The sequence below is a fragment of the Campylobacter sp. CNRCH_2014_0184h genome (assembly GCF_025772985.1).
In the GTDB taxonomy this organism is placed as follows: Bacteria; Campylobacterota; Campylobacteria; order Campylobacterales; family Campylobacteraceae; genus Campylobacter_D.
This window is the reverse complement of the sequence record NZ_JAKMTB010000002.1, coordinates 200458-227015: the sequence shown is the minus strand read 5'-3', so window position 1 is coordinate 227015 and position 26558 is coordinate 200458. Positions and strand designations below refer to the sequence as shown.

The following is a 26558-nucleotide window of genomic DNA, read 5'->3' as shown; positions in this document are numbered from 1 at the left end:
CAAAAATATACTAATAATTGCTAGAATATAGTAAAATTCTTTATTTAAAGCAAGGAAAAACAATGCCTATTATTAGTATCAAACTCGCTAAACCAGAATTTAGCAAAGTACAAAAAGAAGAGTTAATAGCAGATATTACAGAGCTTTTGCATGCAAAATATAATAAACCAAAGCAAAATATAGTCATAATGCTAGAAGATATTGAGCCATATAATATTGCTTTTGGTGGTGAAAGTGTAGAAAAATTAAGATTGAAAGGTAAAAAATGAAAGAATTGCAAATTGGTGATAAAGCTCCAGTTTTTGAACTTTTAAATCAAGATGGAGTTAAAATTTCTCTAAGTGATTTTTTGGGTAAAAAAATTATTTTGTATTTTTATCCAAAAGATAATACCCCAGGTTGTACTACACAAGCTTGCGAATTTAGTCAAAATTATGAAGATTTTTTAGGACAAAATGCTGTGATTATAGGTATTAGCCCAGATAGTGTGAAATCACATGAAAATTTCATAAAAAAATATGATTTAAAGCACACTTTGTTAAGTGATAGCGAAAAAGAAATTTGCAAACTTTATGGTGCTTGGGGTTTAAAGAAAAATTATGGAAAAGAGTATGAAGGGCTTATAAGATCTACTTTTGTAATTAATGAGGAAGGAAATATCGCAAAAATTTATAAAAATGTAAAAGCTAAAGATCATGCTTTTAAGGTGTTAAAAGAATTATGTTAGTTCATATTTGTTGTAGCGTGGATAGTCATTATTTTATACAAGAATTAAGCAAAGCCTATCCTGAAGAAAAAATCATCGGGTATTTTTATGACCCAAACATCCATCCATATAGTGAGCATGAACTTAGATTTTTAGATGTTAAACGCAGTTGTGATAAATTAGGCATTAAACTTTATAAGGGTGAATATGAGTATGAAAAATGGCTTGAGAGCGTAAAGGGCTATGAGGATGAGCCTGAAAAAGGTGCAAGATGTCAAATTTGTTTTGATTTTAGAATGCATAAAAGTGTTGAATTTGCTCAAAAAATAGGAGAAAAAAAACTTACAACAACTCTTTTAACATCTCCTAAAAAAGACCTAGAGCAACTAAAATTAGCATTACAAAAAGAATGTGATAAATTTGGTATAGAGTTTTTAGCACCTGATTTTAGAAAAAATGGAGGTACGCAAAGACAATTTGCCCTAGCAAAGCAAGATATGCTTTATCATCAAAATTATTGTGGTTGTATTTATGCACTTTCTAAACAAAAAGGTCAAAAAGCCTTTATAGATGAGCTGATGAGTCCTATTAATAAACAAATATTGCCTTCAAGTATAGAAGAGAAAATTAAATTCTACAACCAAGTAAAAAATTTAGAAAAAAAGGGCATTAAATTTGAAATTCAAAGAGAGAAATTTTTAAATTATCGCTTGTTAAGGGCTTTGATAAAACAAAACAAGCAAGCTATAAGAACTCATGTTTTATTTTACTCACATTTTAAAAATTCTTACACTAAATTTAGTGTTTTAGATGAGGGTTTAAAGCATTATAAAAGTGCAAAGGATGAGATTAATTTATGGAGTTTTGATTATTTTAATAGCTTATGTAAAATGCGATTTAAAAATTACGAAGATTTTTTACAAAATCCTTTAAAAATAGAGCAAGAAATCAAAATAAGACAAAAGCATTTTGGTGCTTATGATCTTTCACCGGTGATTATTGTTGAAAATATTATTAAAGGTGCTTATGAATTTATGGCAAAAAGTGAAATTTATTTTGATAGCAAAGAAAAGATTGTGAAGTTATAAAACTTAATTAATTTATTAATATTTTTTTTGTAAAATCTGAATTTTGAATATATTTTAAGGCTAAATTTATGATAGATGTAATGCAAATTCAAAAAATTTTACCACATAGGTATCCATTTTTACTTGTAGATAAAATCGTAGAATTAAAAAACAAAGAAGTTGTTAGAGGTTATAAAAATATTAGTATAAGCGATCATGTTTTTATGGGACATTTTCCAGATCATCCAATTTATCCGGGTGTGTTAATTTTAGAAGGCATGGCGCAAACTGGAGGGGTTTTAGCATTTGAAAGTATGGATGATAAAGTAGATCCAAGCACTAAGGTAGTATATTTTACGGGTATTGATAATGCAAAATTTAGAAATCCAGTGCGTCCTGGTGATAGACTTGATTATGAAATGAGTGTAGTAAAAAATCGTGGAAATATGTGGATTTTCCAAGGAAAAGCTTTTGTAGATGGGCAATTAGTTGCAGAAGCTGAACTTAAAGCCATGATAGTAGATAAATGATGAGCAAAATTCATCCAAGTGCAGTTATAGAAGATGGAGCTATTATAGCAGATGATGTTGTAGTAGAAGCTTATGCTTATGTTGGTAAAAATGCTAACATAGGTGTAAATACCATCATCAAACAAGGTGCAAGAATTTTACCTAATGTAACTATAGGTGAGAATTCAAAAGTGTTTTCTTATGCTATAGTTGGAGATATCCCGCAAGATATATCTTATAAAGATGAGATAAACTCAGGTGTTATCATAGGAAAGAATGCGGTTATTAGAGAATTTGTTACTATTAACTCAGGTACAGCTAAAGGCGATGGCTTCACAAGGATAGGCGATAATGCTTTTATCATGGCTTATTCTCATATTGCGCATGATTGTACTTTAGGAGATCACATCATTTTAGCAAATAATGCTACTTTAGCAGGCCATGTAGAACTTGGAGATTATACTGTAGTAGGTGGGCTTACTCCAATACATCAATTTGTAAAAGTAGGAGAAGGGTGTATGATAGCAGGTGCTAGCGCACTTTCTCAAGATGTAGTGCCATTTTGCTTAGCTGAGGGAAATCGTGCAAGCATTAGAAGTTTGAATTTAGTAGGCATTAGAAGACGCTTTGATAAAGAAGAAGTGGATGTTTTAAGCAAAGCTTTTAAATTTTTATTCAGACAAGGAAATTTAAAAGATAATGCTTTGAATTTATTAGAAAGTGCTTCTAGTGAAAATGTTAAAAAAATGTGTAATTTTATCTTAGAAACAAAAAGAGGAATTCCTATATATAAGGAAAAAAACCATGGTTAAAAGATGTAGTTTTTGTAACGAAATAGAAACAAGCGAAAGAAGAATTTTAGTAAATGATTATAATAATGCCTTTATATGTGAGTATTGTGCTGAAAGTGCTTGCAATATTTTCTTTGGAGAGGAAAAAGAGCTAAAAAATAAAGAAGTTGATAAAGAAAATTTTAAAGACATAACCCCTAAAGAATTAAAAGCATATTTAGATAAATATGTCATCGGGCAAGATAGGGCTAAAAAAATCTTTAGTGTAGGGGTGTATAATCACTACAAAAGGCTTTTTAGATCTGACTTAGAAGATGATGATACAGAATTAGCAAAATCAAATATTTTATTAGTAGGTCCAACAGGAAGTGGAAAAACTTTGTTAGCGCAAACTTTAGCTAGATTTTTAGATGTGCCTATTGCAATTTGTGATGCGACTTCTTTAACTGAAGCAGGTTATGTAGGAGAAGATGTTGAAAATATCCTTACTCGTCTTTTGCAAGCTGCTGATGGAGATGTGCAAAGAGCACAAAAAGGGATTATATTTATCGATGAGATAGATAAAATCGCAAGGATGGGTGAAAATCGCTCCATTACAAGAGATGTGAGTGGTGAGGGTGTGCAACAAGCTTTACTTAAAATCATTGAAGGATCTTTAGTAAATATTCCGCCAAAAGGTGGTAGAAAACACCCAAATCAAGATTTTATACAAATAGATACGACTAATATTTTATTTGTGTGTGGTGGAGCTTTTGATGGTATTAGTGATATCATTAAAAGAAAATTAGGCGATAATGTCATGGGCTTTTTTACTGATGATAAAAAAGATGAAAAAGAAGCTTTACTTCAAAGATTAGAACCTGATGATTTAGTGCATTTTGGGCTTATCCCTGAACTTATAGGAAGATTGCATGTGCTTGCTTCTTTAGAAGAGCTTGATGAAGAAAGCATGGTGCGTATTTTAACAGAGCCAAAAAATGCCATTATTAAACAATATCAAAAACTTTTTGCTATTGATAATGTGGAATTAAAATTTGAAGATGAAGCACTAAGAGAGATTGCTAAGCTTTCATTGGAGCGTAAAACAGGGGCTAGAGGTTTAAGAAGTATTATTGAAGAGATGATGGTAGATTTGATGTTTGATTTGCCAGAGTATAATGGATATAGTATAGTAATTACCAAAGAGGTAATCAAAGAAGGTGCAAAACCTTTATTTATAAAAAATAAAAAAGTTAAAGGCTGAGAATGATTTTAGATCAAATAATTGGATTTTTTTCAAGTGATATGGGGATTGACTTAGGTACCGCAAATACTTTAGTTTTGGTAAAAGATAAAGGTATAGTGATTGATGAACCTTCAGTTGTTGCAGTAGAGCGTGAAAGATATGGTAGGGTTAAAATTTTAGCTGTTGGAAAAGAAGCTAAGGAAATGGTAGGAAAAACCCCAGGCAATATCGAAGCAATCCGTCCTATGAAAGATGGTGTGATTGCTGATTTTGATATGACTGAAAAAATGATCCGTTATTTTATAGAAAAAACTCATAGAAGAAAATCTTTTTTAAGACCTAGAATTATCATTTCAGTACCTTATGGTTTAACCCAAGTTGAAAGAAAAGCAGTTAGAGAAAGTGCTTTAAGTGCGGGCGCTAGAGAAGTATTTTTGATAGAAGAACCTATGGCAGCAGCTATTGGTGCAAATTTACCTATTAGAGAGCCTCAAGGGAGCTTGGTGGTAGATATTGGTGGTGGTACAACTGAGATTGGCGTTACTTCTTTGGGCGGGCTTGTGATTTCAAAATCTATCCGCACAGCCGGTGATAAGCTTGATACTAGTATAGTAAATTATGTAAAAGAAAAATACAATCTTGTCATAGGTGAAAGAACGGGTGAGGAGATTAAAATCGCTATTGGTTCAGCAGTTCAGCTTCCAAAAGAGCTTTCTATGGTAGTTAAAGGACGCGATCAAGTAACAGGCTTGTTAAATAGAATCGAACTAACAAGTGAAGATGTAAGAGAAGCTATGCGTGAACATTTAAAAGAAATCGCTGATGCTTTAAAAATCGTTCTTGAAATGATGCCGCCTGATCTTGCAGCTGATATTGTTGAAAATGGTGTTGTTTTAACAGGAGGTGGAGCTTTAATACGCGGGCTTGATAAATATTTATCTGAAATTGTAAAACTTCCAGTATATGTAGCTGATGAGCCACTTTTAGCAGTTGCAAAAGGTACAGGTAAAGCTTTAGAAGAAATTTCATTATTACACCAGCTAACGAATGAAGAGTAAAATTCTTAGCGTTTTAATATTATCTTTTTTAGTATTTATTTCGTTTTATTATGGAGATGTAATAAAACGAAATGTTTTAGATTTAAATATTGCTATTGTTAATCAATTTTCTCAAAGTATTGATCTTTTAAAAAACAAATTCAACGAACATTTTAATCAAGCTGAAGAAATTAGAACTTTAAGAGAAAGAAATACTGAGCTTGAAAAAAATAATATCTACATGAAAAACTTTGCTAATGAGCTAAATAATATTTTAAGCGATAAAAATTCAAGTTTTTATTATCCTAATGTGAGTTTAGTTAAGGCAACTTCTTATGCGCAAATTAGTGATTATCATAAGGTTTGGCTTGATGTTGATTATAAAGGAAAAATCAAAGGTTTAATTTATAATGGCTATACAGCAGGCATAGTCATAGAAAAAAATGGTAGAGCTTTGGGGCTTTTGCAAGGTGATGAAGAATGTATTTTTTCTGTTTACATAGGTAAAGAACAAGCACCAGGTATAGCTCATGGGAGAAATGATTATGTTTTAGTTAAATATATCCCTAAATGGCTTGAGCTTAAAATGGGTGATAAGGTTTATACAAGTGGTTTGGATGAAATTTTCTTTTCAGGAATTCCAGTGGGAGAAATTTTTAAAATAGAAGAAGAGGGTGCTTATCAAAATGCTTATGTTAAACCCTATGCTAAGATGAAAGTACCAAGCTATTTTTATATGGTAGAAAATTTATAGTAAAAAATTATTTATTTTAATTAATATAAATTATTATTTAGAATTAAATATTACAATAGCTTCTAAGTTTAAAACTAGGAGCTTTAATGAAAAAATATATCAGCAGTTGTTTGGCTATTTGTTGTTTAAGTGGTGCTATTTATGCAAATGAAGGAGAATATGATGCGCAAAAAATAGCAGATATTTTTTACCAACTTAATGCAGACCCTAAAAATCCAAAAGCAAAAGTTAATCATGCAAAGGGCTTTTGTGCTATGGGAACTTTTGAGCCAGCTTTGTCTATCAATAAAGAAGTTGATGTGCCTTTATTAACACAAAAAAGCTTGCCGATTCAAGTAAGATATTCTTTGGGCGGCGCTTTTAAAGATGATAAAAGTAAAACAAGGGGTATGGCTATTAGAATTATTGATCCTAAAGATTCTGCCTCTTGGACTATGGTTATGCTAAATACAGAAATAAATTTTGCAAAAAATCCTAAAGAGTTTGGTCAGTTTTTTGAAATGAGACTTCCTGTAAATGGTAAAGTCGATCAAGAAAAAATAAGCAAGATGTTGAAAGAGGTTGATTCTTATAGAAATTTTGCTGTATATACGGATAAAATTGGTATCAGTAAAAGCGTAGCAAATACTCCATTTTTTAGTATCCATACTTTTTATTTTAAACAAGCAAATGGAGAAAATTATCTACCAGCAAGATGGAAATTAGTTCCAAACGAAGGTGTGGCGTATTTAAATGAGGCACAAATGAAAAGTGCAAGTAGTGATTTTTTAAAAGAAGATTTTCAAAATCGTATAGAGACTAATAAGCCAGTTGAGTATAAGATGTATTTAGTATATGCAAATAAAAATGATATTACCAATGATACAACGGCTTTGTGGAGTGGTAAACACAAAGAAAGTTTAGTTGGGACTTTTAAAGTTAATGCTTTGAGCAAGGAAGATTGTAATTTTGATGTATATTTTCCTTCAGATGTACCTCAAGGGGTTAATCCACCACAAGATCCTTTATTTGATGTAAGAAATGAAGCTTATGCTATAACTTTTGGTAAGCGTCAATAAAATTTAGCTCTTTAAGAGCTAAATTCTTTATTAATTTCAACTTCTAAAAAACTTATATTTGTTATAATTTTGCTAAAAATTCAGCTTAGGAAAATACATGCCAAAAAGAACAGATATAAAAAATATATTATTAATAGGCAGTGGGCCTATCGTTATAGGTCAAGCTTGCGAGTTTGATTACTCAGGAACTCAAGCAGCAAAAACCTTAAAAGAGCTAGGTTATAGAGTGGTTTTGATCAATTCTAATCCAGCTACGATTATGACAGATCCTGAATTTGCTGATGCAACTTATATAGAACCAATTACCAAAGAAAGTATTCTAAGTATAATCAAAAAAGAAAAAATCGATGCGATTTTACCTACTATGGGTGGCCAAGTTGCATTAAATGTTGCTATGGAAGTTTATGAAAGTGGCGAGCTTGCAGATGTAAAATTTTTAGGTGCAAATCCTGAAGCGATTAAAAAGGGCGAAGATAGGCAAGTTTTTAAAGAATGTATGAAAAAAATTGGCATGGATTTGCCAAAATCTATGTATGCGTATAATTATGAAGAAGCTTTAAAAGCTGTTGATGAGATTGGTTTTCCTTTGATGATTAGAGCTTCTTTTACCTTAGGTGGTGCAGGAAGTGGCGTGGTGTATAATATGGATGAGTTTGCAGAGCTTGCAAATACTGCTTTAGCACTCAGTCCTATCCATGAAATTTTAATCGAAGAAAGTTTACTTGGTTGGAAAGAATACGAAATGGAAGTCATTAGAGATAAAAATGATAATTGTATTATCGTTTGCTCTATTGAAAATATTGATCCTATGGGGGTTCATACGGGTGATTCTATTACTATAGCTCCTGCTTTAACTTTGACTGATAAAGAATACCAAGCAATGCGTAATGCTTCTTTTGCTATTTTAAGAGAAATCGGAGTAGATACAGGCGGATCAAATGTGCAATTTGCTATCAATCCAACTAATGGTAGAATGATAGTTATTGAAATGAATCCTAGGGTTTCAAGATCTTCAGCCCTAGCTAGCAAAGCAACGGGTTATCCTATAGCTAAGGTAGCTACGCTTTTAGCGGTTGGATTTAGTTTAGATGAGATTAAAAACGATATCACAGGAACTCCTGCTTCATTTGAACCAGTAATTGATTATATCGTAACCAAAATTCCTCGTTTTACTTTTGAAAAATTCCCAAATGCAAACACAGAGCTAGGCACTGCTATGAAAAGTGTGGGTGAGGTTATGGCTATAGGGAGAACTTTTAAAGAAAGCATTCAAAAAGCACTTTGCTCACTTGAGAGAAATTTAAGTGGATTTGATACTATAGAATGTGATAAAAATGAGCTTTTGGCAAAAATTCGCCAAGCTAATGAAAAACGTTTACTTTATATAGCACAAGCTTTTAGAGAAGGTTTTAGCACACAAGAGCTTTTTGAGCTTTGTAAAATAGATCCTTGGTTTTTAAATCAAATCAAAGAAATAGTGGAATTTGAAAATCAAATAGATATGGATATTTTAAGCAATAAACAACTATTAAGAAAAGCTAAAACCTTAGGTTTTTCAGATAAAAAAATCGCTAGCTTAATTAATCAAAAAGATAATCTTGAGTTAAGCCAAAATGATATTTATTATGCAAGAATTAAACATAAAATCATTGCTCAATATAGCGAAGTAGATACTTGTGCAGGCGAATTTGAAGCACTAACTCCGTATTTATACTCAAGTATTAATGCAAATGAAGCTACACAAGTAAAAGAAAGTAAAGATAAAAAAGATAAAAAAGTGATGATTATAGGTGGTGGGCCAAACCGCATAGGACAAGGCATTGAGTTTGATTATGCTTGTGTGCATGCTTCTTTTGCTCTAAAAGATATGGGTGTAAAAACTATAATGTATAATTGTAATCCAGAAACGGTTTCGACAGATTATGATACAAGTGATATTTTATACTTTGAGCCAATTGATTTTGAGCATTTAAGAGCAGTTATTGATAGAGAAAGACCAGATGGGGTGATAGTACATTTTGGTGGTCAAACTCCGCTTAAATTTGCAAAACGCCTTAGTGCTTTTGGAGCAAAGATTATAGGAACAAGTGCAAGGGTGATAGATTTAGCCGAAGATAGAAAGAAATTTGCTAAATTTATCGAAGATTTAGGCATAAATCAACCTAAAAATGGCACAGCTATAAGCGTTGAAGAAGCGATTATAAAAGCAAATGAGATAGGTTATCCTGTGCTTGTTAGACCAAGCTATGTTTTGGGTGGTCGTGCAATGCGTGTGGTGCATGATGAGAGCGAGCTTAGACTTTATATGCAAGAAGCCGTAGATGTAAGTGATAAATCTCCGGTATTAATCGATCAATTTTTAGACAATGCAACTGAACTTGATGTAGATGCGATAAGTGATGGAAAAGAAGTTTATGTAGCAGGTATCATGGAGCATATTGAAGAAGCAGGAATTCACTCAGGTGATAGTGCTTGCTCTTTACCTGCTGTAAATATTGATGAAGCTATGCTTGAAACGATTGAGCAAAAAACAAAAGATATTGCTTTAAATTTAGGTGTAGTAGGGCTTTTAAATATACAATTTGCTATCCATGATAATAAACTTTATATGATAGAAGTAAATCCAAGAGCTAGTAGAACTGTGCCTTTTGTAAGTAAGGCTACAGGAATTCCTTTAGCTAAGGTTGCAACACGCGTGATGTGGCAAGGAAATTTAAGAGAAAGTTTGAAATTTTATGATACCTTCAAAGTAGTAGAAGAAAAAAACGGAATTTTAAGAGCTAAAAAACCAAAACATATTAGTGTAAAATCAGTGGTATTTCCTTTTGCTAAACTTAGCGGAAGTGACCTTGAGCTTGGGCCTGAAATGCGCTCAACCGGCGAAGTTATGGGTGTAAGCAAAGACTTTGAAAACTCTTACGCAAAAAGCCAACTTGCTTCTTCAAATTTCTTACCAGAAAGTGGCAATGTATTTTTATCACTAAGAGAACAAGATAAAAAATACGCAGTAGATTTAGCTAACGAATACATTAAGCTAGGATTTAAAATCATTGCTACAAGTGGAACTTATAAAATTTTACAAGAAGCAGGTTTAGAGTGTGAGTTTGTGCATAAAATTTCTGAAGGACGCCCAAATGTAGAGGATAAGTTAAAAAATTCTCAAATTCAACTTGCCATTAATACAAGCGATGAGCATAGTTTTAAAGGTGATACTAAAAAAATTAGAGCAAATATTTTACGCTTTAAAACCCCATATTTTACAAACCTAAGAGCAGCGTATGCAGGTGCTAAAGCGATTAAAGCTATACAAAATAAATCATGTCTTGAAGTAAAGAGCTTGCAAGAATACTTAAAAGCATGATTTATCTTGCTCAAACTGATACAACAGCAGGGTTTTTAAGCAAGGACTTAAAAGCCCTTAATACTTTAAAAAAAAGGCCTTTAAGTCAGGATTGTTTGATTACCACAGCTAAATTTAGCGAGCTTAAAAAACTTACAAGAGTGCCAAATCATTTTAAAAACACTATTAGAAAATCCAAAAAAACTACTTTTTTATATCCTAATTCTAAAGCAATACGCGTCGTGAAAGATTGTGCTCATGAGGAATTTTTAAAAGAGTTTGATTGGCTTTATTCTACTTCTGCAAATCTTCATGGAAAAAAATTTGATTTAAAGTGGGCTATGCAAAATGCAGATAAAATAGTAGATGAAAAGTTTTTTGAAAGCGGAGCCTCAAAGATTTTTAAACTTCGAGGCGTTAAAAAAGTTAAGTTGCGCTAATTATTTTCCAAGCGGCCAAAATACTTTTGGTTCTTCACCTATTTTTGCTTGTCCATGATACATCCCAAGTTTATCTTTAGTCCAAGCATAACCAACTTTTCCATTTTTATCTATTGAGATGATTCCACCCGTGCCACCAAGTTTAGCTACTTGTTTGATAGTTTCTTCAGCTGCTTTTTGTACTGAAAGTTTTTTATATTTATATAAAGACGCAACTTCATGAGCCACAGCCACTCTTATATAAATATCACCTGTTCCTGTGCAAGAAATCGCAACTGAGTCATTATTTGCATAATTTCCTGCCCCTATGATAGGAGAATCTCCAATGCGTCCTGTCATTTTATTTGTAGTACCACCTGTGCTTGTGCCCGCTGCTAGGTTGCCATTTTTATCTAAAGCTATCGCACCTACTGTGCCTAAATATGGCTCAGTATTTACACCAAGATGAGCTTTTGCTTTATCGCTATCTAGTAATACTTCTTTGCTTTTTTTAGCTTCTTGAAGTTGTTTGTATCTGTGCTCTGTGAAAAAATATTTTTGACCTACTATTTCTAAACCATGTTTTTTGGCTAATTTATCAGCACCTTCCCCTGCTATTAAAGTATGAGGTGTTTTTTCCATAACAAGTCTTGCTGCCTCTATAGGATTTTTAATTGTCCTAGCCATAGCAATTGCACCTGCTCTTAAATTTTTTCCATCCATTATAGATGCGTCAAGTTCGTTAAATCCATCAGAAGTAAAAACAGCACCTTTTCCAGCGTTAAATTCAGGACTATCTTCCATTACTTTAATGGCAGCTATAACTGCATCAACAGAGCTTCCACCTTTTTCAAGTATGCTTTGGCCTGCTTTTAAAGATTCTTTCATTACTTTTTCTCTTTTAGCAAATTCTTCTTTAGTAAGTCCTAAGCCACTTGTACCACCGTGTATAACGATAATAGGTTCAAAATCTTTTGCAAAAGCATTATTGCTTGTTAAAAATGCTAAACTAGCTAATATTAATAAAGCCTTTTTACTATTTGTTAAAAAACTCATTTTTATCTCCTTTTTACAAGCTTTTGATTCTATAATAATAAAAATTAAATATAAATTAATATTATAAAAATATTTATAATAATGATATTTTTCATTATTATATGTTTAGTTTTTGATTAAAGTTTTATTTTTGTAATTTTAGCTATAATTTGCGCTTTTGAAAAAAGGTAGATTATGATAGAAAGAACAAAAATAAGCTCTAATTTTGGTTGGTTTATGGTGATTTTAGGTGGTTTGGTTGAGTGTTTTTGGGTGAGTGGTTTAAAATACTCTACTGAAATTTGGCATTATGCTTTAACAGCCATTGGGGTTTGCATATCTTTTACATGTTTTTTAAAAGCTTGTGAAAGACTTGAAGTAAGCATTGCTTATAGTGTTTTTGTAGGTATTGGCACGGTTGGGGTGGTGCTTAATGAGATGTTTATTTTCAATGAGCCAAGTTCTATCACCAAGCTTACTTTAATAGCTATTTTACTTTTAAGTATCATAGGCCTTAAAATCATTAGCAAGGAAGCTAAATAATGGAATGGTTCTTTTTGTTTTTAGCGACTGCTTTTGAAATTTTTGGTGTGATTATCATGAAACAACTTGTAAGCACTAAAAATAAGCTTTATCTTTTAGCTTTGATAGTGTGTTTTGGTTTTTCTTTTGGATTTTTAAGTCTTAGCATGCAAAGTATTGCTATGAGTGTGGCTTATTCTATATGGACAGGAGCTGGAACTGCAGGTGGGGTTATCATCGGAGTTCTTTTTTACAAAGAAAGCAAAAGCTTTTTAAAGCTTTTTTTGATTGCTCTTATCATTGCTTGTACTGTGGGTTTAAAAATACTTTCATAGGTTTAAAATGAAAATATACATTAGTGGTATAGACACAGATGTTGGCAAAACTTATCTAAGTGCTAGACTTTGTAAGGAATTGGGTTTTGATTATTTTAAGCTTATCCAAGCAGGCACGCCAAGAGATAGTGAGGTAGTAGCTGAGTTTAGCCCAAAAACTAAGATTTTCAAAGAAGGTGTGTTTTTGCAAACCCCTGCTTCACCGCACAAAGGCAGGATTTTAGAGAATTTAAGCTATAAAGCCTTTGATATACAAATTCCACAAAGTGACAAACTCATTATCGAGCTAGCTGGTGGGCTTTTTTCGCCTCTTGATGATGAAAAAACGATGATTGATTATATGAGTGCGTTTAAGCACCCTACGATTTTAGTGGCAAAAGACTATCTAGGAAGTATCAATCACACACTTTTAAGTATAGAAGCACTAAAACAAAGAGATATTAAAATCCTTGCTTTAATCTTAAAAAGCCAAGATACTTTTAGCAAGGATTTTATAAGCAATTATGCTAAAATTCCTATCATAGAATTTGATGATAAAGTGTGTGAAAATCTTTCAAAAATCCTTGAAAATTTCTCTTAAAGACTCCACTACATAAGCAATCTCATCTTCATTTATAACATATGGTGGCATGAAATATATTGTATTGCCAAGTGGTCTTAAAAGTAAGCCTTTTTCTAAGGCTCTTTGAAAGACTTCAAGTCCTGCTCTTTGGTATTTGCTTTTTTGTATATCAAATGCACTTACCATACCTAAATTTCTAAAATTTCCTAAAAAATCAAATTCTTTTAAACTTTCCCATTGAGTTTTTATAAAAGCACTTTTGATTTTATTTTTTGCGATGATGTTTTCTTTTTCAAAAATATCCAAAGTCGCATTAGCCGCTGCACAAGCTAGGGCATTACCCGTGTAGGAGTGAGAGTGTAAAAAGGCCTTTTGGCTCTCATAGCTATCATAAAATTTTTCATAAATTTCATCTTTAGTAAGCACCACTGAAAGTGGTAAATACCCACCCGTGATAGCTTTTGAAAGACATATATAATCAATGCTTTGCGAACAATAATCAAGCGCAAACATCTCCCCTGTGCGTCCAAAACCTGTGGCTATTTCATCAAATATCACTTGCACGCCATAATTTTTAGCAAGTTTAATCGCCTCATCTAAATACCCAAGCTCATACATGTGCATATTGCCCGCACATTGAAGTAAAGGCTCAAGTATAAAAGCACAAATTTCATGATGATGATTTTTTAAAATACTTTCTAAAATTTCAAGTTCTTTTGTATAGTCTTTGCTAGTTGGCACAGGTGTTGTGATACTTTTTAAAAGTAAAGGCTCATAGGTTTTTTTATAAAGTGCTACATCGCCAACGCTTAATGCACCTAGGGTTTCTCCGTGGTAAGAATTGCTAAGTGATAGGAATTTATCCTTTTTAGAGCCATTGTTTAAGTGGTATTGAAAGCTCATTTTTAAAGCCACTTCTATGGCTGAACTACCATTATCTGCAAAAAAGCATTTATTAAAAGGTAAAAGCTTGCAAAGTCTTTGCGAAAGCTTTATGATAGGCTCATGTGAAAAACCAGCAAGCAAGATATGCTCTAAATTTTGAAGTTGATCTTTGAATTTTTCATTGATGTATTCATTACAATGACCAAAGATATTTACCCACCAAGAGCTAATGCAGTCTATGTAGGATTTTTCATCAAAATCATACAAATACACTCCCTTAGCCTTTTTTATAGGTATTAAAGGTAAAAACTCATGATCGCTCATTTGCGTGCAAGGGTGCCAAATGTGTTTTAAGTCTAGTTCTTTTAAATTCATTTTTACTTCTTTGATTTTTATTACTAATGATACTACAATTTTTACTCAAATTTATGCTTTAAAATGAAAAAGGATTATTTAGAAAATATTTATATAATTAGCTTTTATCTTAAATTTAGAGGTAAAGTATGAAAAAAGTATTGATTATCTTGGCGATTTTATTTTTAAATTTTGCATACTCGCAAGAGGATTTGGTTGAAAAAGGAATTAAAGCCTATGAAAATGGTGATTATGTAAAAGCTGAAAAATATCTTAGAAAAGCTTGTGATTTAAATAATGGAACGGGTTGTTATAATCTCGGCATTATGTATAGTGTAGGCGAAGGTGTAAAAACAAATAGTTTTAAGGTGGTTGAATTATATCAAAAAGCTTGTAATTTGAACATTGGTGCTGGGTGTTATAATCTTAGCTTTATGTATGAAAATGGATTTGGTGTAAAAAAAGATGATTTCAAAGCTATAGAGCTTTATGAAAAAGCATGTGATTTAAATATTGGTTCAGCTTGTTCTAATCTTGGTGTCATGTATGAATTTGGCAAAGGAATAAAAAAAGATAATTTTAAAGCAGTGGAACTTTACCAAAAAGCTTGTAATTTAAATAATGGTGTGAGTTGTTCTAATCTTGGAACTATGTATATAAACGGAAATGGTGTCAGAAAAGATTATTATAAAGCTTTAGAATTTTATAGAAAATCTTGTGGTTTAAATGAAGGTTCAGGTTGTTCTAATCTTGGAGTTGTGTATATAAATGGATATGGTGTTAGACAAGATATTTCTAAAGCTTTAGAGTATTTTGGCAAGGCTTGTGATTTGAAATATGATAAAGGTTGTGAAAACTATGCAAGGTTTAAACAATAATGCAAATTGCACAAATTTTAGATGAGCTAAAACAACAAGATAATTTTAGAATTCTACGCTCATTAAAACATGAGGGAAAATATGTCGTTTATAATGGGCAAAAATTGCTAAATTTAGCGAGTAATGATTATTTAAATTTAAGCAATGAAAAAGCATTAAAGCAAGATTTTTTAACACATTTGAAAGAATTTGAATTTTCTAGTTCAAGTTCAAGAAGCTTGAGTGGAAATTATGCGATTTTTGATGAATTTGAAAGCTTTTTAGAAGCTAAGTTAGGCAGAAAAATCTTGCATTTTAACAATGGCTATGCCTTAAATGTTAGCTGTTTGCAAGCTTTAGCAAGCATTAAAAATACTTTGTTTTTAGCAGATAAACAAGTGCATGCAAGTATCATCGATGGTTTAAGGCTTGGCGGGGCTAAATTTATAAGATTTAAGCACAATGATATAAAGCATTTACAAAGCTTAGTGCAAAAGCATTATAAAGAATTTGAAAATATCATCATCGTAAGTGAAGCGTTATTTAGTATGGATGGAGATTTTGCACCTATAAAAGAATTCATAAATTTAAAAAAAGAGTTTAAAAATATCAAAATTTATATTGACGAAGCTCATAGCATAGGGTGTTTTAATGATGATGGTTTGGGTTATGTGAAATTTTTGGGATTAGAAAAGGAAGTGGATTTTTTAGTTTTTACCTTTGGTAAGGCTATAGCTTCTATGGGAGCTTGCATGATAAGTAATGAAAAAGATTTTTTTATCAACAAGGCAAGAGCTTTTATATACTCAACTGCCATTGCGCCTATCAATGTAGCTTGGACTTTGCATGTTTTTAAGCATTTGCACGAATTTAATGCTCAAAGAAAAGAGCTTTTAGAGCTAAGCGCTTGGTTTAAAAATGCTTTAGCAAGTAAAGGTGCAGTTTTAGGCGAGGCTTATGTGATATCTTTTATTTTAGGGCAAAATGCACTAGCTAGTGAAATTTCACAAAAGCTTTTAGAAAATGGTGTTTTTGCGCCTGCTATTAAAGAGCCAACCGTGGCTAAAAATACAGCTAGAATTCGCTTTTCTTTGCATACTGGGCTAGTGAAAAAAGACTTAGAAAAGGTTTTGGAGGTACTTTGAAAACTCATTTTTTACATGAAAATGCAAATTCGCGCGAGTTGATTTTATTTTTTTCAGGGTTTTGCTCACATTTTAGCCATTTTACGCATTTAAAAAGTGATGTAAATGTTTTAATGGTGTATGATTATGCGAATTTTGATTGGGAATTTGATCTTCATAAATTTGAAAAAATCACTCTTATTGGCTTTTCTATGGGAGTTTGCGTGGCGAGCAAAATTTTAAAAGATATAAAATTTGATAAAAAAATAGCCATAAATGGCACAAATTTACCTATAAATGATGAATTTGGGATTAAAAAAGCCATTTTTAAACTTACGATGAAAAGATTTGCTTTGGAAGATTTTAAAGCAAATTTGCTTGAAAAAAGAATGAATTTAAGTGATGAATTTTATTTTGAAAAAAACGAGCATTTAAAAGCAGAACTTTTAAGTTTATATGAGTTTTGCACTAAAGATTTAAACGAAAAATTCACTTGGGATAAAGCCATAATCAGTAAAGATGATAAGATCTTTCCACCAAAGCATGCTTTTAATTTTTTCAAAGAAAAGGCAGTGTTTATCGATGAGCCACATTTTGCATTTTTTAAATACCACACTTGGGAAGCACTTTGCAAACTTTCATAAGAGCAAAAGACACTTATAGCGCAAATACGCCTGTGCAAAAAGACATGGCTAAAGAGCTTTGTAAAATGCTTAGTGAGAATGATTTGAGCGATTTTAAAGCGGTATTTGAGTTTGGCTGTGGGGTAGGGGATTTTAGTAAGGCTTTGCAAGAGTGTATTAAATTTAAGCATTATTTTTTAAATGATATTTATCCTTTTGAAAATCCTTGTAAATTTGATGAATTTGGTGTTTTTGATATGAATGAACTTAAAAATCATCATTTTTATACGAAAAAATTTGATCTTATAGCTTCCAATGCTTGCATGCAGTGGCTAAAGATAGATGAGCTTTTAGAAAATCTTGCAAATATGTTAAATAAAAATGGGATTTTGCTTTTTTCTACTTTTGGAGAAAAAAATTTCACTCAAATAAAACAAAGCACTAATTTATCACTAGAATATTTAACTTTAGAGCAAATTGCACAAAAGCTTTCTAAAAAATTTAAGATTATCAAGGCAAAAGAAGAGTTAAAAGAGCTAAAATTTGATGATACTTTAGAGCTTTTTAGACATTTGAAATTAAGCGGGGTTAATGCTTTGGGTGATAAATTTTTTATAAGCAAGGCATTTTTAAAAAATTACGAAAAAGAATTTCAAAATACCTTGACTTACCATCCTTTATTTTTTATGTGTCAAGTTTGTTAAATTTGATAGATATTTTTTTGCTAATTCTTCTCTTAGATAAAGTTTGTTAAAATCACTTATATCCATACATAAAGCAAAAGCATAAATTTGATGAGTTTTTTTATCTTTTATAAAACCTACGATTTGTCCGTATTTTTCTTTTCCCCAGCCTGTTTTTGCAAAAAACTCATAATGGCTATTTTCGCTAAGTTTTATTATATTTATAATTTCTTTTTGTATGTTTTTAGGATAATCTAATTTTAGATTTGCTAGTTCAAAAAGTAAGTTTGCTTGTTCTTTAAGACTAATTTGTAAAGAATCATCTATCCAAAATTCGTCGATTTTACTTATTTTTTGGTTGCCATAATTAAGTTTATTTAAGTTTTTTTGCATTTTTTCTAAGCCGATTTTTCTAGCTAGTTCTTTATAAGCAGGTAGTTGTGATCTTTGCATAGCTAGGGCTAAATTTGCGTCATTTTTCCAAGAGGGTAAAAATACCTTTTCACCTTTGTAGTGATAAAAAATTTCATTGGTATCTTTTACAATACCTTCATTCAGTGCGATTAGGGCATTGAAAATTTTAAAAGTAGAGGCAGGTAAAATGCGCTTGTTTGCTTTTTTAAAATCATTACTATAATAATTTTTGCCATCATAAGCTATAAAAACTCCACTTTCATTGTAATCTTTAAAAAGATCTTCTAAATTTTCATTTGCCAAAGCAAAAGAGCAAAAAAGACTAAAAAGTAAAAGTAATTTTTTCAATTTATTTCCTTTTTCATTAAAAAATTTTTCAATTCTTGCTGATCTCTTATAACAATATTTTCTTTGATGATTTTAAATCCTGCTTTTAAAAAGAAATTTTTAGCACTAAGGCTAGCAAAAGTATAAATTTCACTATAAGGATAGTTTTTAAGAGCAAATTCCAATAAATCTTTGCCATAACCTTGATGAGCATAGTTTGTATGAGTAAAGCAAAGATCGAGTGTTTTTTCTTCTAAATTTATACTTATAAAAGATATGATTTGGCCTTTTTCTTCATAAACAAAACCTAGTTGATTTTGAAATTTTCTTTCCCAAGCTTTTTGGTCTATATTAATCCATGCATGAATTTGTTCTTTTGTGTAATCATTTTTACAAAGAGTGGATACGCTTTGCTTAAAAAGCTTGATACAAGAAGTTAAGTCTTTTATATCAAGCTTTCTTATCAAGCACTTTCCTTAAAGCCAAAGAAGCTAAAGCAAGTCCAAAAGAGGCTGTTACACCCATAAATGAGCCAAGATCTTTACAATGAGCTTCTTCATCTGAAAATACCACATCAAAATCCCCTTTAAAGCCTGATTTTCTAAGCTCATAGCGGAATTTTTTAGCTAAAGCATCGCCATGTGTTTTAAATATGCTTGTCGTTTTAATACGCGTTGGGTCAAGCTTTCTAGCTCCACCGGTTGATGAGATAAAAATTTGCTTTTTCAAATCAACCAAATTAGCCAAAGCAACCTTAGCAGGTATATCGTCAATCGCATCAATGATTAAATCAAACTCACTTAGATCAAAACTTTTCAAAAACTCATCATCGATTTTACTAACTATACCTTTGGCATTGTAAATGCGTTCAAAAACCTTAGCTTTTTCCTCGCCTATATTTTCGCTATGAAGTTGGCGGTTTTGATTAGTAGTTTCAAATTTATCCGCATCAATTAAAGTTAGATTGCTAAAGCCACTTCTAAAAAGCGCATCAACGCAAATTCCACCAACTCCACCAAGTCCGCAAACTAAAACTTTAGTGTTTTGAATTTTGATAAAATTTTCTTCATTAACAAGCCATTTTATACGCGTGTATCTATCCATTTTTTATCCATTTTTTGAGATTTTTCATTTGTTTATAAGCTGTTAGATCAAGCATTATAGGGGTTATTGTGGCATAGCCTTGTTTTAAAAGTGCTATGTCTGAATCTTTTTCATTTTCATGATCAAGATTAGCAGCAGCTAGCCAGTAGTATTCTACACCTCTTGGATTTGTATTTGAGTGTGCTTCATAACTATAAATTCTTTTACCTGCTTTGCAAATTTTTAAGCCCTGAAAGGCTGTTTTGCTAGAAGGAAAGTTGATATTTAAAAATTCTTTTTTATCTAAAGGAAAGCCCTTTTCAAAGATATTTTTGACTATTTTTTTAGTAAGTTTTAAAGCAAGTTTATAATCAAGCTCTTTTTGGCTATCTTTATAAAATTGTGATAAAGCAATGGCAGGAATTCCATGAAGTACTGCTTCCATTGCTCCTGCACAAGTTCCTGAGTAGGTTATATCCTCGCCTACATTAGCTCCTTTATTAATCCCACTTATGACAAGATCAGGCAAACGCTTTTTGTATAAAGCATGCAAAGCAAGATAAACACAATCTGCAGGCGTGCCATCATCAAGTTTATAAAATCTTTTACCAACCTTGTGAAATCTCAAAGGTTTGGTTAGTGTTATAGAGTGCGAGCATGCTGACTTTTCACTAGCAGGAGCTACTATGGTGATTTTAGCTTTAAAATGCTTTCTTAGCATTTTAATAAGTTTTTTTAAACCTTCACTTTCGTAGCCATCATCGTTTGTTATTAAAATTTCTTTCATATTTTTCCTTTTTTTAAATTTTAACATAAGTGATAAAATATTTTTTAAAATAAAGAAAAATTATTAATGGTGTTTTGTATTACAATTTATTTATAATTATGATAATATATTTAAATTTAAATATTCAAGGAGGAAAAATGCAAAAAATTAAATTCATAATGATATTTAGTGTATTTGTAGCTTTTTTTATCGGATGTTCTTCTAAAGAGCAATTTAATCCTTTGGCACGTTCTTTGGGCGGTGTAAATGATATTGATCCTTTAAAAATAGGTAAAAATCCAACACCACCTGCTAAGCAAAAAACACCAGCTTTAGTAGATGGGAAACATTTTCCTGCTATACCGCTTGTGCCACCAGTAATTACTACAAATACTTTTAAAGGAGATAATCCCATAAAAGGACCATTGCCAAGGTTAACTTCGGATAATAAATTTACTTCAAACGCTTTGTATGAAAATTCAGGTATTGCAAGTGATTTTGTAACTATTATGAATCCAAATGGTGCTGCATTAACTGTTTGGGCATTAAATCCAGGGAATTGGATATGGGGTTATAATTTATTTGATAGCAAGCCTTTTGGTGATGCAAGAGTTTGGCAGTTCATTGAATTTCCAAATAATAAAGTAATGATTAAAAATGCAAAAACTTTAACTTGTTTAAATGCCTATGGAAATGGCATTGTGCATTATCCTTGTGATCAAAGCAATTTTGCTCAGTATTGGAGACTCTTTCCTATGAGTAATGGCGCTTATCAAATTCAAAATTATGCTACCCAACAATGTATACAAACAACAGTTGGAAATGTAATGGAGGAATTTTATTTTAACTATTATAGTATTTATTTGACGCCTTGTTTGAAACCAAAAGAAAAAAATTTAGATAGACAATGGAGTATAAGTGCGCCTGCTTTTCAAACAAGATCACCTTATGCTTATACAGGAGAGTAATAATGAGAAAGATAATATTTTTAATTTTTAGTTTTAATTTATTATTTGGAGCTTTAGAAAATTATAATAGTGGCACTTGGAATTTACAAGGCTCATCAGCTTCTACTGAAAGCAAATGGAATATTAGTATAAGACAGCTTGTAACGGGTGCTAATCCTATGGATATATTAGCTGTTCAAGAAGCAGGAGTTTTACCAAGTACAGCTATAATGACCCCAAGACAAGTTCAACCTGTGGGAGTTGGAATTCCTATTCATGAGTATGAGTGGAATTTGGGCTCATCAAGCCGTCCAAATTCTGTTTTTATATACTATTCAAGAGTTGATGTTGGGGCAAATCGTGTGAATATGGCTATAGTAAGTAGAGTGCAAGCTGATGAGGTTTTTGTTTTACCACCTCCAACTGTTGCTTCAAGACCTATTATAGGAATTCGCATAGGAAATGATGCGTTTTTTAGCATACATGCTTTAGCAAGTGGGGGTAATGATGGTGGAGCTATTGTGAGTGCTGTGGATAGTTTTTTTAGAAATAGACCAGAGATTAATTGGATGATTTTGGGTGATTTTAATAGAGAAGCAGGATCTTTGGTTTCTTTACTTGATCCAGATTTAAGAGCGCGTACGCGTGTGATCCCTCCAAATACTAATACTCAAACTAGCGGAAGGATTATTGACTATGCTATCACAGGAAATTCCAATACAGCTTCTTTGTATAATCCACCGCCAATCATTGCTCTTTTAGCTGTAGCAGGACTTAGAACTTTTTTAGCTTCTGATCATTTTCCTGTGAATTTTAGAAGACCTTAGGAGTAAATGATGAAAAAAATTTGTATTTTATTTTTTATGGTTTTGAGTTTTTTAAGAGCTGAGGTTAGTTTAGATGAATTAGAAGATTTTACACCTATGTTTGCCATAAGATCTTTAGAAACAGGAATTTCACTAAGTCCTTTTAGGTATAGCTCTGAAATACTAGAAGAGCAAAATTGGTTTTTAAAAGAAATAATACTTAGCGATGAGTTAAAAGAAAAAGACAGGTATGCTGTGCAACGCCCTTTTGGTTATGTGCAGTTTATAAATCCTAGAGGTGCTGATGTGTGTTTGGCTGTTTTGGATGAAAAAACTTTTGGAACAAAATCTTGCAAGCAAGATTTACAAGATGGACAAATGCAAACGGTTTTTTCTATCATGCCTACTACAAGTTCTGCTGTGCAAATTAGGTCTTTAACGCATGGGGGAGTAAAATGTATGAGTACTTTTTATGAAGCACGCGTGCCTATAGAAAATCGCTTTGGCTTAGATGATTGTACTGTAAATCCTTCTGTTCCTATAGAATTAAAAGAATTATTTTTCTTTGCTCCTGCTATCGTTGAAGCAACTCCGCTTTATTAAATTAAACCTGCTTTTGCAGGTTTAAACTCTAAGTTAAAATTTGTTAGAATGTCTTTGAAATTTTTGCAGATAGTTTTAATAGCCAAAATATAAATCTTACACAGTAGATATATTGAAGGAAAAATATGAAAGTAAAATTAAAAAATATTGGAATGCTTGATGAAGCAGAATTTGAAGTAGGAAATATTACTTTAATCTGCGGTGAAAATAATACTGGAAAAACTTATGTTACTTATAGTTTATACGGTTATTTGGATTTTTTAAGTAATAATTTAGCTAGTGTGTTTTTTTCAATAGTTCAAAAACATTTAAATATTTTAATTCCTGAAGAATATACTATCACAATATCAATACGCGAAATTCTAGCTATTTATAAAGAAGTAATTGAAAAAACATATGATGATTATAAGGAAAAATTATCAGAAATCTTAGCAGGAAAAGATGGAGATTTTGATGATAGCGTTTTTTTAAATCAAGCATTAGATTGTTTTTTAAATAAGCTAAGTAATGATGATATTGTAAATAGATTTAAAGAATTTTCAGAATATAAAAATTTAATTAATTTATCAGAAATCAATAGCGAATATATAAAATTAGATTATAAGAATGATGATGAGAATTTTGAAGTAAAAGATAGAATTATTATGATTAAAACTATGCAACTTTTAACATCCTTTTTTTTATTTCTAACTCCAAAATACCCAAGAGCTTTTATTTTGAGTGCGGAAAGAACTGGAGCTTCAATGTTTCAAAAGGAATTGGATGTAAATAAAAATGAAATTGTAGATAGGATATCTCAAGTTAGAAGTAGTGATATTAAAGAAGCTGTAATAGATATTTTGGTAGAAAAATATTCTAGATATCCAAAACCAGTTAAAGATAATATTTATTTTGTTAGAGAATTAGATGAGGTGGTAAAGAAAATGAGCTTTATACAAGAAGGTATTAATAAAAATTCTAAAAGTAAAAATTTATATCAAAATATTTTAGATTTATTATTTGAAATTGTTGGTGGAAAATACTTAGTTAGTGGAGAAGGTGTAGAATTTGCACCGGGTGCGAAAAAAAGAATTACCAAAGGTAAATTTTTAATTCAAAGAGCTTCGAGTTCTGTTCGATCTTTGCTTATACTCAATCACTATATTTTACATGAGGCTCAAATAGGCGATATTTTAATGATAGATGAGCCAGAGCTCAATCTTCATCCTAAAAATCAAATTTTATTAGCAAGGTTTTTTACACTTTTAGCAAATGCGGGTATTAAAATTTTTATTACTACTCATAGTGATTATATAGTTAGAGAGTTAAATAATTGCATAATGTTAAATGGATTAACAAGCGAGCAAACGCAAACACTCAAATCAAAAGGTTATGTAGAAGAGAATAAAATTGATTTTAAAGATATTAAAGCTTATATCGCAAAAAATATTAAAGGTAAAAATATTCTTGAAGAGGTAAGAATCACTAAAGAAGAAGGAATTTTTATGAATACCTTTGATAAGCCCATAGATACTCAAAATGAAAATCAAAGTATGATTTATGAAAAGATATGTGAGGCTAGATATGACAAATAAATACTTAAAAATTTTTAGAAATGCTATTAAAGATGATTTGAAAATAAAACCAAAGGGTAATTGTTTTGTTGTTAAAGAAGAAAAAGAGAAAAGTCAAATTAAAAAAATAGAATTTACACTAAAAAATCAGGATGATTTTTTAATTCTCAGGCAAATTGAAAACAAACATACCTTAAGTCTTTTAAATAACTTTCCTACAAACAAATCGTGTGATTTTATTGTATTTAGAATATTTAATAATGATTTAATTGTATATTATTCTGAAATAAAATCAAGTTATAGCGAAGAAAACAAAGAAAATGCGCTAAGACAAATAAAATCATCAAAATTATTTATAGATTATCTTTTATCTTATTATTTTGAATATTATAAAGAAAACATTACAATCAAAAAAGAATTTTTTATATATATATATCCTAAAATGGGAATTTCAAATAAAAGAAATTTTTGCAAAAAAACCAATTTAAGATTTAAAGATGTAGAAATTGGCGATAAGGAAAATGGTATAGTAAGAATTTCAGAAAATAAAATAAATGAATTTTTTGAGATTTTTTAAATGAAAACCTTTTTAGTTTGTGCCTTAGAGCCTTCAGCAAATTTGCATTTAAAAGAAGTTTTAAAAGCTTATAAAAATGAGTATAAAGAATTTGATTTAGTAGGAATTTATGATGAGAGTTTGTGTAAAGAATTTAGTCTAAACTCCAAGCCACTTTATAGCTCACATGAGTTTAGTGCTATGGGTTTTATAGAGGTTTTGCCACTCATTTTAAAAGCCAAAAGAGCTATAAAAGAGCTGGTAAATTTAAGCCTTACTCAAAAAATTGATGCGATTTTGTGTATAGATTCTCCTGCTTTTAACATACCTTTTGCAAAGGCTTTAAAAAAAGCAAATTCTAAAGTAAAAAGAATTTATTATATCTTACCTCAAGTTTGGGCATGGAAAAAAGGTCGCATACCTATCATAGAAAGTCATTTTGATGTGCTAGCTTCTATCTTGCCTTTTGATAGTGAGTTTTTTAGCAAAAGCACTTATGTAGGTCATCCGCTTTTAGATGAGATAAAGGAGTTTAAAAATCAAGAAGATATAAATTCTATACTTTCAAAAAATGATGATGAAAAAGTAATCGCTTTCTTGCCAGGTTCAAGAAAAAGTGAAATAAAGCGTTTAATGCCTATTTTTAGAGAATTAAGCACTAAATTTAAAGGTAAAAAAATCCTTTGTGTGCCAGAGTTTAATCTAAAAAGATTAGATCTTTATGGGGATATAAATGGTTTTGAAATTCAAAGCAATACCCCAAAAGTGCTTAAAAATGCTGATTTTGCTTTTATTTGTAGTGGCACAGCTACGCTTGAAGCAGCTTTGGTTGGCACGCCTTTTGTACTTGCTTATAAGGCTAAAGCTATTGATGTGTTTATCGCAAGATGTTTTGTAAAACTCAAACACATAGGCCTTGCAAATATCTTTTTAGATTTTGCAGGAAAAAGCGAGCTTAATCCTGAATTTTTACAAGAGCAAGTGAATGTGGAAAATTTATATCAAGCTTATCTTAAATATGATTATAAGGCATTTTTTGATAAAGTAGATTTTTTAAAAGAATATTTGCAATTTGCAAGTGCAAAAAATTTAGCTAAAATACTTTATGAAATCAAATAAGGATAAATCATGCAAAAAGAACCTATGAGTAAATATGGCTATGAGAAATTAGAAAAAGAATTAGAGCATTTAAAAAAAGTTGAACGCCCAAAAGTAGTAGAAGAAATAGACATAGCAAGAAGCCATGGAGATTTAAAAGAAAATGCAGAATATCATGCAGCTAGAGAAAAACAAGCTTTTATAGAAGGAAAGATAGCTGAACTTGGAGATTTGATCTCAAGAGCACAAATCATCGATCCATCTTCTTATGAGCATGATAGTGTGAAATTTGGCTCAACTGTTGTGGTGGAAGATTTAGAAAGTGAAAAGCAAAGCACTTATACTTTGGTAGGGGTAAATGAGGGAAATTTAGAAAAAGGTTATATTTCCATTAGTTCGCCTATTGCAAAAGCAATGCTTGGCAAAAAAGAAGGCGATGATTTTAAAGTGCGTTTGCCAAAAGGCGAGAGTGAATTTGAAATCATTTCTATAGAATACAAAGCTTTGGAATTTTAATTT

The 26558-nt window shown here is 31.0% G+C and carries 31 protein-coding genes; 25 read left to right on the top strand and 6 right to left on the bottom strand.

The features are described 5' to 3' along the window. Positions 1 to 62: 62 nt before the first annotated feature. The 11 genes from L8X36_RS03190 to L8X36_RS03140 all read left to right on the top strand — a co-directional run bounded on the left by L8X36_RS03190 (position 63) and on the right by L8X36_RS03140 (position 10927). A complete protein-coding gene (locus L8X36_RS03190; RefSeq protein WP_263682467.1) occupies positions 63 to 269 on the top strand; it encodes a tautomerase family protein in 207 nt (68 codons plus the stop codon). After that, on the top strand, positions 266 to 727 hold the full coding sequence (gene bcp, locus L8X36_RS03185; protein ID WP_263682466.1) for a thioredoxin-dependent thiol peroxidase: 462 nt from the start codon (positions 266 to 268) through the stop codon (positions 725 to 727). Before L8X36_RS03190 ends, bcp begins: the two co-directional genes overlap by 4 nt. Further along, entirely contained in the window at positions 721 to 1794 is a 1074-nt protein-coding gene (locus tag L8X36_RS03180) for an epoxyqueuosine reductase QueH (protein ID WP_263682465.1), read from the top strand. Before bcp ends, L8X36_RS03180 begins: the two co-directional genes overlap by 7 nt. Before the next feature lie 68 nt (positions 1795 to 1862). Continuing rightward, positions 1863 to 2303, top strand: coding sequence for a 3-hydroxyacyl-ACP dehydratase FabZ (gene fabZ, locus L8X36_RS03175; protein ID WP_039619275.1), 441 nt, complete (start codon positions 1863 to 1865; stop codon positions 2301 to 2303). Continuing rightward, the gene (gene lpxA, locus L8X36_RS03170; RefSeq protein WP_263682518.1) at positions 2303 to 3094 is read left to right on the top strand and encodes an acyl-ACP--UDP-N-acetylglucosamine O-acyltransferase; all 792 of its coding nucleotides are present in this window, start codon (positions 2303 to 2305) and stop codon (positions 3092 to 3094) included. Before fabZ ends, lpxA begins: the two co-directional genes overlap by 1 nt. After that, complete coding sequence (clpX, locus tag L8X36_RS03165; protein WP_039619273.1) at positions 3087 to 4316, top strand: ATP-dependent Clp protease ATP-binding subunit ClpX; 1230 nt, start codon at positions 3087 to 3089, stop codon at positions 4314 to 4316. The genes lpxA and clpX overlap by 8 nt, the downstream gene beginning before the upstream one ends. 2 nt (positions 4317 to 4318) lie before the next feature. After that, positions 4319 to 5356 carry a rod shape-determining protein gene (locus tag L8X36_RS03160; protein ID WP_012662095.1) on the top strand — a complete coding sequence of 346 codons (1038 nt, stop codon included), beginning with the start codon at positions 4319 to 4321 and terminating at the stop codon, positions 5354 to 5356. Then, positions 5346 to 6089, top strand: coding sequence for a rod shape-determining protein MreC (mreC, locus tag L8X36_RS03155; protein ID WP_263679500.1), 744 nt, complete (start codon positions 5346 to 5348; stop codon positions 6087 to 6089). Before L8X36_RS03160 ends, mreC begins: the two co-directional genes overlap by 11 nt. 86 nt (positions 6090 to 6175) lie before the next feature. After that, on the top strand, positions 6176 to 7147 hold the full coding sequence (locus tag L8X36_RS03150) for a catalase (protein WP_263682464.1): 972 nt from the start codon (positions 6176 to 6178) through the stop codon (positions 7145 to 7147). 97 nt (positions 7148 to 7244) lie between these two features. Beyond that, positions 7245 to 10508, top strand: coding sequence for a carbamoyl-phosphate synthase large subunit (gene carB, locus L8X36_RS03145; protein WP_263682463.1), 3264 nt, complete (start codon positions 7245 to 7247; stop codon positions 10506 to 10508). Beyond that, the gene (locus tag L8X36_RS03140; RefSeq protein ID WP_263682462.1) at positions 10505 to 10927 is read left to right on the top strand and encodes a Sua5 YciO YrdC YwlC family protein; all 423 of its coding nucleotides are present in this window, start codon (positions 10505 to 10507) and stop codon (positions 10925 to 10927) included. The genes carB and L8X36_RS03140 overlap by 4 nt, the downstream gene beginning before the upstream one ends. On the opposite strand, the gene L8X36_RS03135 is transcribed toward L8X36_RS03140, so the two are convergent. Further along, positions 10928 to 11962 (bottom strand): isoaspartyl peptidase/L-asparaginase family protein, encoded by a 1035-nt coding sequence (locus L8X36_RS03135; protein ID WP_263682461.1) that lies wholly within the window; start codon positions 11960 to 11962, stop codon positions 10928 to 10930. It lies immediately after the preceding gene. A 174-nt stretch (positions 11963 to 12136) separates the two neighbouring features. On the opposite strand from L8X36_RS03135, the gene L8X36_RS03130 reads away from it, so the two are divergent. The 3 genes from L8X36_RS03130 to bioD are packed head-to-tail and all read left to right on the top strand — an operon-like array spanning position 12137 to position 13378. Next, complete coding sequence (locus L8X36_RS03130) at positions 12137 to 12484, top strand: DMT family transporter (protein ID WP_087699708.1); 348 nt, start codon at positions 12137 to 12139, stop codon at positions 12482 to 12484. Next, positions 12484 to 12798 (top strand): DMT family transporter, encoded by a 315-nt coding sequence (locus L8X36_RS03125; protein WP_039619256.1) that lies wholly within the window; start codon positions 12484 to 12486, stop codon positions 12796 to 12798. The genes L8X36_RS03130 and L8X36_RS03125 overlap by 1 nt, the downstream gene beginning before the upstream one ends. Before the next feature lie 7 nt (positions 12799 to 12805). Continuing rightward, positions 12806 to 13378, top strand: a complete 573-nt coding sequence (gene bioD, locus L8X36_RS03120) for a dethiobiotin synthase (protein WP_263682460.1) — start codon at positions 12806 to 12808, stop codon at positions 13376 to 13378. Here the strand turns inward: bioD and L8X36_RS03115 are convergent. Continuing rightward, entirely contained in the window at positions 13352 to 14620 is a 1269-nt protein-coding gene (locus tag L8X36_RS03115) for an adenosylmethionine--8-amino-7-oxononanoate transaminase (protein WP_263682459.1), read from the bottom strand. The two genes, bioD and L8X36_RS03115, sit on opposite strands and share 27 nt — an antisense overlap. Positions 14621 to 14748: 128 nt before the next feature. On the opposite strand from L8X36_RS03115, the gene L8X36_RS03110 reads away from it, so the two are divergent. The 4 genes from L8X36_RS03110 to L8X36_RS03095 are packed head-to-tail and all read left to right on the top strand — an operon-like array spanning position 14749 to position 17907. Next, entirely contained in the window at positions 14749 to 15477 is a 729-nt protein-coding gene (locus tag L8X36_RS03110) for a tetratricopeptide repeat protein (RefSeq protein ID WP_263679494.1), read from the top strand. After that, positions 15477 to 16601, top strand: coding sequence for an aminotransferase class I/II-fold pyridoxal phosphate-dependent enzyme (locus L8X36_RS03105; RefSeq protein WP_263682458.1), 1125 nt, complete (start codon positions 15477 to 15479; stop codon positions 16599 to 16601). The genes L8X36_RS03110 and L8X36_RS03105 overlap by 1 nt, the downstream gene beginning before the upstream one ends. Beyond that, entirely contained in the window at positions 16598 to 17224 is a 627-nt protein-coding gene (locus tag L8X36_RS03100; RefSeq protein ID WP_263682457.1) for a pimeloyl-ACP methyl esterase BioG family protein, read from the top strand. Before L8X36_RS03105 ends, L8X36_RS03100 begins: the two co-directional genes overlap by 4 nt. Further along, complete coding sequence (locus L8X36_RS03095) at positions 17209 to 17907, top strand: methyltransferase domain-containing protein (protein ID WP_263682456.1); 699 nt, start codon at positions 17209 to 17211, stop codon at positions 17905 to 17907. The genes L8X36_RS03100 and L8X36_RS03095 overlap by 16 nt, the downstream gene beginning before the upstream one ends. On the opposite strand, the gene blaOXA is transcribed toward L8X36_RS03095, so the two are convergent. From blaOXA to surE, 4 genes are read right to left on the bottom strand one after another with little or no spacing between them, the layout of a single operon-like run. After that, positions 17881 to 18648: an OXA-493 family class D beta-lactamase gene (gene blaOXA / locus L8X36_RS03090; protein ID WP_263682455.1), complete on the bottom strand. Its 768-nt coding sequence runs from the start codon at positions 18646 to 18648 to the stop codon at positions 17881 to 17883. The two genes, L8X36_RS03095 and blaOXA, sit on opposite strands and share 27 nt — an antisense overlap. Beyond that, positions 18645 to 19094: a GNAT family N-acetyltransferase gene (locus L8X36_RS03085; protein ID WP_263682454.1), complete on the bottom strand. Its 450-nt coding sequence runs from the start codon at positions 19092 to 19094 to the stop codon at positions 18645 to 18647. Before L8X36_RS03085 ends, blaOXA begins: the two co-directional genes overlap by 4 nt. Then, positions 19078 to 19731: a ThiF family adenylyltransferase gene (locus L8X36_RS03080; RefSeq protein ID WP_263682453.1), complete on the bottom strand. Its 654-nt coding sequence runs from the start codon at positions 19729 to 19731 to the stop codon at positions 19078 to 19080. The genes L8X36_RS03085 and L8X36_RS03080 overlap by 17 nt, the downstream gene beginning before the upstream one ends. After that, entirely contained in the window at positions 19724 to 20497 is a 774-nt protein-coding gene (surE, locus tag L8X36_RS03075; protein WP_263682452.1) for a 5'/3'-nucleotidase SurE, read from the bottom strand. The genes L8X36_RS03080 and surE overlap by 8 nt, the downstream gene beginning before the upstream one ends. Before the next feature lie 137 nt (positions 20498 to 20634). On the opposite strand from surE, the gene L8X36_RS03070 reads away from it, so the two are divergent. From L8X36_RS03070 to greA, 7 genes are all read left to right on the top strand, one after another. After that, positions 20635 to 21444, top strand: coding sequence for an RICIN domain-containing protein (locus tag L8X36_RS03070; protein ID WP_263682451.1), 810 nt, complete (start codon positions 20635 to 20637; stop codon positions 21442 to 21444). Between the two features lie 2 nt (positions 21445 to 21446). Then, on the top strand, positions 21447 to 22250 hold the full coding sequence (locus L8X36_RS03065; protein ID WP_263663909.1) for a cytolethal distending toxin subunit B family protein: 804 nt from the start codon (positions 21447 to 21449) through the stop codon (positions 22248 to 22250). A gap of 9 nt (positions 22251 to 22259) precedes the next feature. Beyond that, complete coding sequence (locus L8X36_RS03060; RefSeq protein ID WP_263663910.1) at positions 22260 to 22832, top strand: cytolethal distending toxin subunit A; 573 nt, start codon at positions 22260 to 22262, stop codon at positions 22830 to 22832. 125 nt (positions 22833 to 22957) lie between these two features. Then, positions 22958 to 24406, top strand: coding sequence for an AAA family ATPase (locus L8X36_RS03055; protein WP_263682450.1), 1449 nt, complete (start codon positions 22958 to 22960; stop codon positions 24404 to 24406). Beyond that, positions 24372 to 24962: a hypothetical protein gene (locus tag L8X36_RS03050; protein ID WP_263682449.1), complete on the top strand. Its 591-nt coding sequence runs from the start codon at positions 24372 to 24374 to the stop codon at positions 24960 to 24962. The genes L8X36_RS03055 and L8X36_RS03050 overlap by 35 nt, the downstream gene beginning before the upstream one ends. Beyond that, a complete protein-coding gene (gene lpxB / locus L8X36_RS03045) occupies positions 24963 to 26060 on the top strand; it encodes a lipid-A-disaccharide synthase (protein WP_263682448.1) in 1098 nt (365 codons plus the stop codon). It begins immediately after the preceding gene. A 9-nt stretch (positions 26061 to 26069) separates the two neighbouring features. After that, positions 26070 to 26555, top strand: coding sequence for a transcription elongation factor GreA (greA, locus tag L8X36_RS03040; protein WP_039619215.1), 486 nt, complete (start codon positions 26070 to 26072; stop codon positions 26553 to 26555). Positions 26556 to 26558 lie beyond the last annotated feature (3 nt).